Origin of the sequence: Streptomyces sp. NBC_00872 (assembly GCF_045161915.1) — a bacterium.
Taxonomy (GTDB): Bacteria; Actinomycetota; Actinomycetes; order Streptomycetales; family Streptomycetaceae; genus Streptomyces.
Genome location: NZ_CP108806.1, coordinates 3,758,631 through 3,771,003, shown reverse-complemented (window position 1 = coordinate 3,771,003; position 12,373 = coordinate 3,758,631). Strand labels below are relative to the sequence as shown.

The 12,373-nt window shown below is 67.5% G+C and carries 7 protein-coding genes; 4 read left to right on the top strand and 3 right to left on the bottom strand.

Annotated features, from left to right (window positions below; genetic code table 11):
• Positions 1 to 60 precede the first annotated feature (60 nt).
• The 4 genes from rplJ to OG214_RS16015 all read left to right on the top strand — a co-directional run bounded on the left by rplJ (position 61) and on the right by OG214_RS16015 (position 9,185).
• The gene (gene rplJ / locus OG214_RS16030) at positions 61 to 621 is read left to right on the top strand and encodes a 50S ribosomal protein L10 (RefSeq protein ID WP_363081962.1); all 561 of its coding nucleotides are present in this window, start codon (positions 61 to 63) and stop codon (positions 619 to 621) included.
• Positions 622 to 705: 84 nt separating this feature from the next.
• Positions 706 to 1,089, top strand: a complete 384-nt coding sequence (rplL, locus tag OG214_RS16025) for a 50S ribosomal protein L7/L12 (protein WP_363081963.1) — start codon at positions 706 to 708, stop codon at positions 1,087 to 1,089.
• A gap of 583 nt (positions 1,090 to 1,672) precedes the next feature.
• Entirely contained in the window at positions 1,673 to 5,155 is a 3,483-nt protein-coding gene (rpoB, locus tag OG214_RS16020; RefSeq protein ID WP_365903706.1) for a DNA-directed RNA polymerase subunit beta, read from the top strand.
• Positions 5,156 to 5,282: 127 nt separating this feature from the next.
• Positions 5,283 to 9,185 carry a DNA-directed RNA polymerase subunit beta' gene (locus OG214_RS16015; RefSeq protein WP_363081965.1) on the top strand — a complete coding sequence of 1,301 codons (3,903 nt, stop codon included), beginning with the start codon at positions 5,283 to 5,285 and terminating at the stop codon, positions 9,183 to 9,185.
• Between the two features lie 71 nt (positions 9,186 to 9,256).
• Here the strand turns inward: OG214_RS16015 and OG214_RS16010 are convergent, their stop codons facing one another.
• The 3 genes from OG214_RS16010 to OG214_RS16000 all read right to left on the bottom strand — a co-directional run bounded on the left by OG214_RS16010 (position 9,257) and on the right by OG214_RS16000 (position 12,367).
• Positions 9,257 to 10,651, bottom strand: coding sequence for a M48 family metalloprotease (locus OG214_RS16010; protein WP_405985113.1), 1,395 nt, complete (start codon positions 10,649 to 10,651; stop codon positions 9,257 to 9,259).
• A gap of 64 nt (positions 10,652 to 10,715) precedes the next feature.
• Positions 10,716 to 11,228 carry a Pycsar system effector family protein gene (locus OG214_RS16005; RefSeq protein WP_365903709.1) on the bottom strand — a complete coding sequence of 171 codons (513 nt, stop codon included), beginning with the start codon at positions 11,226 to 11,228 and terminating at the stop codon, positions 10,716 to 10,718.
• Positions 11,225 to 12,367 (bottom strand): PE-PGRS family protein, encoded by a 1,143-nt coding sequence (locus OG214_RS16000; RefSeq protein WP_363081968.1) that lies wholly within the window; start codon positions 12,365 to 12,367, stop codon positions 11,225 to 11,227. Before OG214_RS16000 ends, OG214_RS16005 begins: the two co-directional genes overlap by 4 nt.
• Between the last annotated feature and the right edge of the window lie 6 nt (positions 12,368 to 12,373).

The following is a 12,373-nucleotide window of genomic DNA, read 5'->3' as shown; positions in this document are numbered from 1 at the left end:
GTTTCGTTTTGCCCAGCCCCTTCTGAGCGGTCCTCATCACCCGGAAGGAGGCCGACGCTCATGGCAAGGCCCGACAAGGCTGCCGCGGTGGCCGAGCTGACGGACAAGTTCCGCAGCTCGAACGCCGCCGTGCTGACCGAGTACCGGGGTCTCACCGTGGCGCAGCTCAAGGAGCTGCGCCGTTCTCTCGGTGAGAACGCCCAGTACGCCGTGGTGAAGAACACGCTGACCAAGATCGCGGCCAACGAGGCCGGGATCAACACGCTGGACGACCTGTTCTCGGGTCCGACGGCGGTTGCCTTCGTCACCGGTGACCCGGTGGAGTCGGCGAAGGGTCTTCGTGACTTCGCCAAGGACAACCCGAATCTCATCATCAAGGGCGGCGTCCTTGACGGTAAGGCGCTCAGCGCCGATGAGATCAAGAAGCTCGCGGACCTCGAGTCCCGCGAGGTTCTGCTCTCCAAGCTGGCAGGTGCCATGAAGGGCAAGCAGTCGCAGGCTGCCTCGCTCTTCCAGGCCCTTCCGTCGAAGTTCGTCCGCACGGCGGAAGCGCTTCGCGTCAAGAGGGAAGAGCAGGGCGGTGCCGGTACGCCGGCTCCCGTCGAGGCCGACTCCGAGTAATCACGCTCGTTCGGTCACAGCGGGCCGGTACGCCCGCGGAACTGTACATACGGCACCAGCCGAATTAGTGGAAGGACCGCCATCATGGCGAAGCTCAGCCAGGAAGACCTGCTCGCGCAGTTCGAGGACATGACCCTCATCGAGCTCTCCGCGTTCGTGAAGGCCTTCGAGGAGAAGTTCGACGTCACCGCCGCCGCCGCGGTCGCCGCCCCGGTCGCCGGTGTCCCCGGTGCCCCGGCCGAGGCCGTCGAGGAGCAGGACGAGTTCGACGTCATCCTCACCGGTGCCGGCGAGAAGAAGATCCAGGTCATCAAGGTCGTGCGTGAGCTGACCTCGCTGGGTCTGAAGGAGGCCAAGGACCTCGTGGACGGCGCCCCGAAGGCCGTTCTGGAGAAGGTCGCCAAGGAGGCCGCCGAGAAGGCCGCCGAGTCCCTCAAGGGCGCCGGCGCCTCCGTCGAGGTCAAGTAACACCTACGAGCCCGCCACCGCCGCCCTCGGGCGCCTGGAGGCGGTCTCGGCGCCGTGAGGCGCGATGTTGACGCGCGGGGCGATCACCCAGTCGGGTGGTCGCCCTTCCGCGTTCCCGTGGGGGCTGCCTTGCTCTTCCGTTGGCGACGAGTATCGTGATCATCGCCGTGCTTCCGTACGCCCAGTCACGCTCCGCAGGGGGTGGGGGGCCTTGACGAACCGCACGCAGCGCGCAATTCTCAGGAACGCGTCGCACAGTCGGCACAATCGATCCGGATCCGAGGCATGGATCGACGGCGAAGAGGGCAGTATCGATGTGCGCCTACGGCGCGAAGGCTTGCCGCAGTTGAGACAAGGGTGTTGAGAACAACGAGGGTGTCGGAAAACCCGCTCTGGACATCAGTGTGCCAAGTGGCTACACTGACCCTTTGCGCTGCCTGTTAGCTGCTCCCTGCCCGTCACCAGGGGCACCCCCTCGTATGAGCATCGGTGGTTGAAGGCCCTGAAGTGGGCTTTCTCTCTCCGTGCCCTGCTTGGGACCGGTACGCGCGTAGTGAGTCCGAGCCCTCGGAAGGACCCCCTCTTGGCCGCCTCGCGCAACGCCTCGACCGCGAATACGAACAACGGCGCCAGCACCGCCCCGCTGCGCATCTCCTTTGCAAAGATCAAGGAGCCCCTCGAGGTTCCGAACCTCCTTGCGCTGCAGACCGAGAGCTTTGACTGGCTGCTCGGCAATGCCGCTTGGAAGGCTCGTGTCGAGGCGGCTCTCGAGAACGGGCAGGACGTCCCCAGGAAGTCCGGTCTGGAGGAGATCTTCGAGGAGATCTCCCCGATCGAGGACTTCTCCGGGTCGATGTCGCTGACCTTCCGCGACCACCGCTTCGAGCCCTCCAAGAACTCGATCGACGAGTGCAAGGAGCGCGACTTCACGTTCGCCGCCCCGCTCTTCGTCACGGCCGAGTTCACCAACAACGAGACCGGCGAGATCAAGTCCCAGACGGTCTTCATGGGCGACTTCCCGCTCATGACCAACAAGGGCACCTTCGTCATCAACGGCACCGAGCGTGTCGTGGTGTCCCAGCTCGTCCGCTCGCCGGGTGTCTACTTCGACTCCTCGATCGACAAGACGTCCGACAAGGACATCTACTCCGCCAAGATCATCCCGTCCCGGGGTGCCTGGCTGGAGATGGAGATCGACAAGCGCGACATGGTCGGTGTCCGTATCGACCGCAAGCGCAAGCAGTCCGTGACCGTCCTCCTCAAGGCTCTCGGCTGGACGACCGAGCAGATCCTGGACGAGTTCGGCGAGTACGAGTCCATGCGCGCCACCCTGGAGAAGGACCACACCCAGGGCCAGGACGACGCGCTGCTCGACATCTACCGCAAGCTGCGCCCGGGTGAGCCCCCGACGCGTGAGGCGGCTCAGACGCTGCTCGAGAACCTCTACTTCAACCCGAAGCGGTACGACCTCGCCAAGGTCGGCCGGTACAAGGTGAACAAGAAGCTCGGCGCCGACGAGCCGCTGGACGCCGGCGTGCTCACCACCGACGATGTCATCGCGACCATCAAGTACCTGGTCAAGCTGCACGCCGGGGAGACCGAGACGGTCGGCGAGAACGGCACCACGATCGTCGTCGAGACCGACGACATCGACCACTTCGGCAACCGCCGTCTGCGCAATGTCGGCGAGCTCATCCAGAACCAGGTCCGTACGGGTCTGGCGAGGATGGAGCGCGTCGTGCGTGAGCGCATGACGACCCAGGATGTCGAGGCGATCACGCCGCAGACGCTGATCAACATCCGGCCGGTCGTCGCCTCCATCAAGGAGTTCTTCGGCACCAGCCAGCTCTCGCAGTTCATGGACCAGAACAACCCGCTGTCGGGTCTCACCCACAAGCGCCGTCTGTCGGCTCTTGGCCCGGGTGGTCTCTCCCGTGAGCGGGCCGGCTTCGAGGTCCGTGACGTGCACCCGTCGCACTACGGCCGCATGTGCCCGATCGAGACCCCCGAAGGCCCGAACATCGGTCTGATCGGCTCGCTCGCCTCGTACGGCCGGGTCAACGCGTTCGGTTTCGTCGAGACCCCGTACCGCAAGGTCACCGACGGCCAGGTCACCGACGAGGTCGACTATCTGACCGCCGACGAGGAGGACAGGTTCGTCATCGCCCAGGCGAACGCGACCCTCTCCGACGATCTGCGCTTCACCGAGCCCCGTGTCCTGGTCCGCCGCCGTGGCGGTGAGGTCGACTACGTGCCCGGCACGGACGTCGACTACATGGATGTCTCGCCGCGCCAGATGGTGTCGGTCGCGACCGCCATGATCCCGTTCCTGGAGCACGACGACGCCAACCGTGCCCTCATGGGCGCGAACATGATGCGTCAGGCCGTGCCTCTGATCACCTCCGAGGCGCCGCTCGTCGGCACCGGTATGGAGTACCGCTGCGCGGTCGACGCCGGCGATGTGATCAAGGCGGAGAAGGCGGGTGTGGTCCAGGAGGTATCCGCGGACTACATCACCGTCGCCAACGACGACGGCACGTACACCACGTACCGCATCGCCAAGTTCTCCCGCTCCAACCAGGGCACCTCGGTCAACCAGAAGGTCGTCGTCAACGAGGGCGACCGGGTCGTCGAGAGCCAGGTGCTCGCGGACGGTCCGGCCACCCAGCTCGGCGAGATGGCGCTCGGCAAGAACCTTCTCGTGGCGTTCATGCCGTGGGAGGGCCACAACTACGAAGACGCGATCATCCTCAGCCAGCGGCTGGTCCAGGACGACGTCCTCTCCTCGATCCACATCGAGGAGCACGAGGTCGACGCCCGTGACACCAAGCTCGGCCCCGAGGAGATCACCCGGGACATCCCGAACGTCTCCGAGGAGGTCCTCGCGGACCTCGACGAGCGCGGCATCATCCGTATCGGTGCCGAGGTCGTCGCCGGGGACATCCTGGTCGGCAAGGTCACGCCCAAGGGCGAGACCGAGCTGACCCCGGAGGAGCGTCTGCTCCGCGCGATCTTCGGCGAGAAGGCCCGTGAGGTCCGTGACACCTCGCTGAAGGTGCCGCACGGCGAGACCGGCAAGGTCATCGGCGTACGGGTCTTCGACCGCGAGGAGGGCGACGAGCTGCCGCCGGGCGTGAACCAGCTCGTCCGCGTGTACGTCGCGCAGAAGCGCAAGATCACCGACGGTGACAAGCTCGCCGGACGCCACGGCAACAAGGGCGTCATCTCGAAGATCCTGCCGATCGAGGACATGCCGTTCCTGGAGGACGGCACCCCGGTCGACATCATCCTCAACCCGCTGGGTGTCCCGTCCCGGATGAACCCGGGACAGGTCCTGGAGATCCATCTCGGCTGGCTCGCCAGCCAGGGCTGGAAGGTCGAGGGCAGCGACGAGTGGATGGAGCGGCTGAAGGCCATCGGCGCCGACGAGGTCGCCCCCGGCACCAATGTCGCCACCCCGGTCTTCGACGGCGCGCGCGAGGACGAGATCTCCGGTCTCTTCGAGGCCACGATCCCCAACCGCGACGGCAACCGGATGGTGCAGCCGTCCGGCAAGGCCCATCTGTTCGACGGCCGCTCCGGTGAGCCGTTCCCGGACCCGATCTCGATCGGGTACATGTACATCCTCAAGCTCCACCACCTGGTCGACGACAAGCTGCACGCGCGTTCGACCGGCCCGTACTCGATGATCACCCAGCAGCCGCTGGGTGGTAAGGCCCAGTTCGGCGGTCAGCGCTTCGGTGAGATGGAGGTGTGGGCGCTGGAGGCTTATGGCGCCGCGTACGCCCTCCAGGAGCTGCTGACGATCAAGTCCGACGACGTGACCGGCCGCGTGAAGGTCTACGAGGCCATCGTCAAGGGCGAGAACATCCCCGAGCCCGGCATTCCCGAGTCCTTCAAGGTGCTCATCAAGGAAATGCAGTCGCTCTGCCTCAACGTGGAGGTGCTGTCCTCGGACGGTATGTCCATCGAGATGCGCGACACGGACGAGGACGTCTTCCGCGCGGCGGAGGAGCTCGGTATCGACCTGTCCCGGCGCGAGCCGAGCAGCGTCGAAGAGGTCTGACGGGTTGGCCGGCCGGATCCCGTATCCGGCCGGCTCTCCCCGGACCCGTTCAGACCATTGCTGAAGTGCCCCATATTTCTCGCTGACGCGAGGGGGCTCGAACCCCCGAAAGAGGGATTGACGACAAGTGCTCGACGTCAACTTCTTCGACGAGCTGCGGATCGGCCTCGCCACCGCGGACGACATCCGGACCTGGTCCCACGGCGAAGTGAAGAAGCCGGAGACCATCAACTACCGCACGCTCAAGCCCGAGAAGGACGGACTCTTCTGCGAGAAGATCTTCGGCCCCACCCGGGACTGGGAGTGCTACTGCGGCAAGTACAAGCGTGTCCGCTTCAAGGGCATCATCTGTGAGCGCTGTGGCGTCGAGGTCACGCGCGCCAAGGTGCGCCGTGAGCGGATGGGCCATATCGAACTGGCCGCGCCCGTCACCCACATCTGGTACTTCAAGGGCGTCCCGTCGCGCCTCGGATATCTGCTCGACCTCGCGCCGAAGGACCTGGAGAAGGTCATCTACTTCGCCGCGTACATGATCACGTTCGTGGACGAGGAGCGCCGTACGCGCGACCTGCCCTCGCTGGAGGCCCATGTCTCCGTCGAGCGCCAGCAGGTCGAGAACCGCCGCGACGCCGACCTCGAAGCCCGCGCCAAGAAGCTCGAGACCGACCTGGCCGAGCTGGAGGCCGAGGGCGCCAAGGCCGATGTGCGCCGCAAGGTGCGCGAGGGCGCCGAGCGTGAGATGAAGCAGCTCCGTGACCGCGCGCAGCGCGAGATCGACCGTCTCGACGAGGTGTGGAACCGCTTCAAGAACCTCAAGGTCCAGGACCTGGAGGGCGACGAGCTGCTCTACCGCGAGCTGCGTGACCGCTTCGGCACGTACTTCGACGGTTCGATGGGCGCCGCCGCGCTCCAGAAGCGGCTGGAGTCCTTCGACCTGGACGAGGAGGCCGAGCGCCTCCGCGAGATCATCCGTACCGGCAAGGGCCAGAAGAAGACCCGTGCGCTCAAGCGCCTCAAGGTCGTCTCCGCGTTCCTCCAGACGAGCAACAGCCCCAAGGGCATGGTGCTGGACTGCGTCCCGGTGATTCCGCCGGACCTGCGTCCGATGGTGCAGCTCGACGGTGGCCGCTTCGCGACCTCCGACCTGAACGACCTGTACCGCCGTGTGATCAACCGGAACAACCGCCTCAAGCGTCTTCTCGACCTCGGTGCCCCCGAGATCATCGTGAACAACGAGAAGCGGATGCTCCAGGAGGCCGTCGACGCGCTGTTCGACAACGGCCGCCGCGGCCGTCCGGTGACCGGTCCCGGTAACCGCCCGCTGAAGTCCCTGAGCGACATGCTCAAGGGCAAGCAGGGCCGTTTCCGTCAGAACCTGCTCGGCAAGCGCGTCGACTACTCGGCCCGTTCCGTGATCGTCGTCGGCCCGCAGCTCAAGCTGCACCAGTGCGGTCTGCCGAAGGCCATGGCGCTGGAGCTCTTCAAGCCGTTCGTGATGAAGCGCCTGGTGGACCTGAACCACGCGCAGAACATCAAGTCGGCCAAGCGCATGGTCGAGCGCGGCCGTACGGTCGTGTACGACGTGCTCGAAGAGGTCATCGCCGAGCACCCGGTGCTGCTGAACCGTGCGCCGACCCTGCACCGCCTCGGTATCCAGGCCTTCGAGCCGCAGCTGGTCGAGGGCAAGGCCATCCAGATCCACCCGCTCGTCTGCACCGCGTTCAACGCGGACTTCGACGGTGACCAGATGGCCGTCCACCTGCCGCTCTCCGCGGAGGCGCAGGCCGAGGCCCGCATCCTGATGCTGTCCTCGAACAACATCCTCAAGCCGGCCGACGGCCGTCCGGTCACCATGCCCACCCAGGACATGGTGCTCGGTCTCTTCTTCCTCACCACGGACGAGGAGGAGCGCGAGGTCAAGGGCGTGGGCCGGTCCTTCGGCTCCAGCGCCGAGGCGACCATGGCGTTCGACAACCGGGAGCTCTCGCTCCAGGCGAAGGTCGACATCCGCTTCCCGGTGGGCACCATCCCGCCGCGCGGCTGGACCCCGCCGGCGGTCGAGGACGGCGAGCAGCAGGACTACCAGCAGGGCGACAGCTTCCGGCTGCGTACGACCCTGGGCCGCGCGCTCTTCAACGAGCTGCTGCCCGAGGACTACCCGTTCGTCGACTACTCGGTGGGCAAGAAGCAGCTCTCCGAGATCGTCAACGACCTGGCCGAGCGCTACCCCAAGGTCATCGTGGCGGCGACGCTCGACAACCTGAAGGCGGCGGGCTTCTACTGGGCGACCCGTTCCGGTGTCACCGTGGCCATCTCCGACGTGGTCGTGCCCGAGGCGAAGAAGGCGATCGTCCAGGGTTACGAGGCACAGGACGAGAAGGTCCAGAAGCAGTACGAGCGCGGTCTGATCACCAAGCAGGAGCGCACGCAGGAACTGATCACGATCTGGACCAAGGCGACCAACGAGGTCGCCGAGGCGATGAACGCGAACTTCCCGAAGACCAACCCCATCTTCATGATGGTGAACTCGGGCGCGCGCGGAAACATGATGCAGATGCGTCAGATCGCCGGTATGCGTGGTCTGGTGTCGAACGCCAAGAACGAGACGATCCCGCGTCCCATCAAGGCGTCCTTCCGTGAGGGCCTGTCCGTGCTGGAGTACTTCATCTCCACGCACGGTGCCCGTAAGGGTCTGGCCGACACCGCCCTGCGTACCGCAGACTCGGGTTACCTGACCCGTCGTCTGGTGGACGTCTCGCAGGACGTGATCATCCGCGAGGAGGACTGCGGCACCGACCGCGGCCTCAAGCTGAAGATCGCGGTCAAGGGCGCCGACGGTGTGCTCCACAAGACGGAGGACGTCGAGACCTCCGTGTACGCGCGGATGCTCGCCGAGGACGTCGTCATCGACGGCAAGGTCATCGCGCCGGCCAATGTCGACCTGGGCGATGTCCTGATCGACGCGCTGGTGAACGCCGGGGTCGAGGAGGTCAAGACCCGCTCGGTCCTGACCTGTGAGTCCGCGGTCGGCACCTGTGCCTTCTGCTACGGACGCTCGCTGGCCACCGGCAAGCTGGTCGACATCGGTGAGGCGGTCGGCATCATCGCCGCCCAGTCCATCGGTGAGCCCGGTACCCAGCTCACGATGCGTACCTTCCACACCGGTGGTGTGGCCGGTGACGACATCACCCAGGGTCTGCCCCGTGTCGTCGAGCTCTTCGAGGCCCGTACGCCCAAGGGTGTCGCCCCGATCTCGGAGGCGGCAGGCCGCGTCCGTATCGAGGAGACGGAGAAGACCAAGAAGCTGGTCGTCACCCCGGACGACGGCAGCGACGAGACGGCGTTCCCGATCTCGAAGCGCGCCCGGCTGCTGGTGGAGGAGGGCGACCACGTCGAGGTGGGTCAGAAGCTCACCGTGGGTGCCACCAACCCGCACGACGTGCTGCGGATCCTCGGTCAGCGCGCGGTCCAGGTCCACCTGGTCGGCGAGGTCCAGAAGGTCTACAACTCGCAGGGTGTGTCGATCCACGACAAGCACATCGAGATCATCATCCGGCAGATGCTGCGCCGTGTGACGATCATCGAGTCCGGCGACGCGGAGCTGCTGCCCGGCGAGCTGGTGGAGCGGTCGAAGTTCGAGACCGAGAACCGCCGTGTGGTCACGGAAGGCGGCCACCCGGCCTCCGGCCGTCCGCAGCTCATGGGTATCACCAAGGCCTCGCTGGCCACCGAGTCGTGGCTGTCGGCGGCGTCCTTCCAGGAGACGACCAGGGTCCTCACCGACGCGGCGATCAACGCCAAGTCGGACTCCCTGATCGGCCTCAAGGAGAACGTCATCATCGGTAAACTCATCCCGGCTGGTACGGGTCTGTCCCGCTACCGCAACATCCGGGTCGAGCCGACCGAGGAGGCCAAGGCCGCGATGTACTCGGCCGTGGGCTACGACGACATCGACTACTCGCCGTTCGGCACCGGCTCCGGCCAGGCCGTCCCGCTGGAGGACTACGACTACGGTCCGTACAACCAGTAAGGCGTGAGCGGACCGGAGGGCGGCCATCCGTACGGGTGGCCGCCCTCCGGCATGTCCGGGGCCGTGCCCGCTCAGCGGTGCTGAGGGTAGGTGGGCGGCTGAGGATGTGGGGACTGCGGTCCGTGTGGCTGCGGTGGTCCGGGCGGCTGGTGCGGCTGCGGTGGCTGGGGTGGCTGCGGTGGCAGATACGGCTGGAGATGGTGCAGCCGGGTGTAGTGGTCGGGGTGGGACGAGAGCAGCTTCGAGAGGGCGCTCTCCCGCATGGGGACACCGCCGTGCCGTGCCATGGCCATGGCTTCCTGCTGCTGGTCCGCCAGATGCAGTTTGTGGAGTACGGCCGCGAGCATCGGGGCGAAGCCCAGGGCGGCCGCGTGCTGGTCGGCCCGTAGCTCGGCGCGGCGGCCGACGGCGGCGAGCGCGTACGGCATGGCGAGGACGAGCAGCGGAAGCCCGTACAGGGAGCTGATCGTGACCAGGGCGAAGGCGCCGAAGACCAGCAGCACCATGCCGACGCCGAAGCAGGAGAAGGCCCGCGAGACGGCGAAGACGACGCGGGAGAACGCGCGCAGGAAACGCCAGGCCATCCGGCCGGGCAGCGCGTACCAGTAGCCGAGCAGGGACGACCAGGCATGGCCTCCGACATGGTGGCCGAGTTCATGCGCGAGGACGGCCGCCAGCTCTCCGTTGGGCAACTGGTGCATGGCGAACCGGGTGACCCCGACGATATGGCCGGCCGCCGCGACCGCGTTGAGGCTGTCGCTGTCCTCGATCCAGAGCTCGTAGGTCTCCGCCTCGACACCGGCTCGGGCGGTGACCTCGCGCCAGACCGGTTCGAGCAGGGCCCGTTCCTGGGGCAGCGGATGGCGCAGCCCCAAGAGCCGTCGGGCGATGACGCTCTCGGTCGGCCGGTGGAAGACGAGCAGGCCGCCGGCCAGCCAGGCGAGGATCAGCAGGATACCGAGGCTGCCCAGGAGCAGGGAGAACAGGGCGACCACGAAGAGACTGCACAGGAAGTTCGGCAGATGGAGCAGCAGCCTGCCGACGGCGGTGGCGTCCGCGCCGCGCTGGTGCTCGGCGATATGGACGCGGCGCTGGTCCAGGGTGAGGTGGTGCGGGTGCGGGGCCGCCGCGAGGGGCGCCGTGAGGGGCGTGGCGGGCGTGGCGGGCGGTGGGACGGGTGGCGCGGCCGGTATCGGCGGCTGGGTCGTCTGCGGCGGTGCGGGGGTCTGAGGGTAGGACGGCTCCTGCGGGTATGCGGGTGCCTCGGGATATGCGGGTGCCTGCGGATACGCGGCGATCCTGGGATCGCTCGGCACGTGCGGGTACGCGGGTTCCTGTGGGGACGGGTGCGGGGTCGGGTGCGCGGGGGCCTGCGGGTAGCTCGGCTCCTGGGGGTAGGGCGGGGGCGGAGGTGGCGTACCCGGGTCCTGGACCTGGGGGTGGACGGGTTCCGGCGGTTGTGTCATCGGTCGGGTCCTCATGGGGAGCGGCGTGCGGAGAACGGGGAGTGGAGACCGGGAAGGCGGTTCGTCAGCCGATCAGCAGCGAGCCAGGGATCAGCACCGCGCCCGAGCAGAAGGCGATCAGGCCGACCCGGATCCACTGGTGCTTGCGTGCCGCGATCCGGCTGGTCTCGGTCAGGGCCACCACGAGCGCGGCGGCCGACGTGCGTTCGGTCTCGATGAGGGCGGTCTCCAGCCGGCCGCTCCGCGCGGCCTGGTGGATGTCGCCGAAGTACGAGAGAGGCTGCCCGGGTGCCCAGCCCTTGGTGCGGTAGCGCGGCAGCACCGCCATCAGCAGGGCGAACAGCGCGAGGACCAGGGTCAGCGTCCCGGTCCACCAGGTGATCGTGGCGAGCGCGGAGAGAGCGTCAGGGGCCCAGACACCGCCCGCCAGCAGTCCGCTGAACACTCCCGCGGTCACCCCGAGGGCGGCCACCAGCACGGACGCCTTGCTGTCGGCGCGCGCGATGTCGACCCGTAACTCGGCGAGCAGACGCTCGGCGAGCGGCTTCGGGGGTGTGAGGGGCGGAGTGTCGGTCATACGGGGCCGCCCCCCTCACCGCGTGCCGCCGGCGGCTCACCGGGCGCCGCGGGCGGCGTCCCGGGGCCCGGTGGCCGCGGTGGCCGCGGTGGCTGTGCGGGTGATCCGGTGTCGCCGTCGCCCAGGGGCCCGGCGGGGAGCGCGCCCGGCTGGTCCGCCGGGCCTGGCCGGTCGGTCCCGTTCGCCAGGTCCGGCATCTGCTGGCGCATCAGCTCCGACACCGTCCTCAGTGCCTGCCTCGCCGGTTCCGCCTTCTGGTAGTCCTCCAGCTGCTCGTTGTTCAGCAGCTCCAACTGGCTCTGCACCAGGGCGAGCTGTTCCTGCCGCATGCTGCTCATGGCCAGCCGGGTGTCCTCCGGATGCGCGGCCAGATGCAGCGCCCAGGCCGCGACCCCGCCGTGCTGGAGGTGGTACTGATAGAAGTTGATCTTCTCCGTCATCAGCCGCTGCTGCTGCTCGGCCCGCAGCAGTTCCAGTTCATGCGCCTGCCGCGCCTGCTGGAGCTGGAACTCGTGCTCCGGGACCAGCATGTCCCGCTCGTACTCCAGGCTCCGCCTGCGCCGCCGGTGCGCGATCGCCTCGTCGTCCAGCCGCAGCCGTACCGTACAGGTCACCTGGAGGCCGACGTCCGCGGCGAAGCCCCCGTCCTCCAGCGCCTGCTGTACGGCGATCTCGGCGTCCCGGCTCTTCTCGATGGAGAAACCCCGGCTCACCGGCCGCGCGAACTGGTGGAACTCCCGGTCCAGCCGGGTGGGTACGTCCCGCTCGCCGCTGGCCACATAGCGCGCCGGATCGGAGACCCGCCAGGTCAGATCCGCGGTGGCGCCGAAGGAGAACGCGTCGTCGTCGCTGGGCAGCTCCAGCTCCAGCCGTACGGGATGGTTCCCCATGTCCACCTCGTACACCGAGGTGTACCAGCGGGTCGCCGCGTCCGAGCGGCTCGGCCGGTGCGGCGGCAGATACGTGTCGTAGGCGCCCTTGGCCGTGACGAAGACCAGCGCGTGGTCGATCGGGGTGACGGGCTTACGGGCGGTGTACTCGAAGCGCGAGATGGGCCGGACGGTCAGGACCGGGTCTCTCAACTGGCTGTGCCGGTCGGCCTGTTGCTGCCATTCCGGCTGTCGGCGGAAGTCCGCCATGGCGAT

Coding starts and splice junctions, on each gene's coding strand:
- rplJ (WP_363081962.1), top strand. CDS start 61: ATGGCAAGGCCCGACAAGGCTGCCGCGGTGGCCGAGCTGACGGACAAG.
- rplL (WP_363081963.1), top strand. CDS start 706: ATGGCGAAGCTCAGCCAGGAAGACCTGCTCGCGCAGTTCGAGGACATG.
- OG214_RS16010 (WP_405985113.1), bottom strand. CDS start 10,651: ATGACACAACCGCCGGAACCCGTCCACCCCCAGGTCCAGGACCCGGGT.
- OG214_RS16005 (WP_365903709.1), bottom strand. CDS start 11,228: ATGACCGACACTCCGCCCCTCACACCCCCGAAGCCGCTCGCCGAGCGT.
- OG214_RS16000 (WP_363081968.1), bottom strand. CDS start 12,367: ATGGCGGACTTCCGCCGACAGCCGGAATGGCAGCAACAGGCCGACCGG.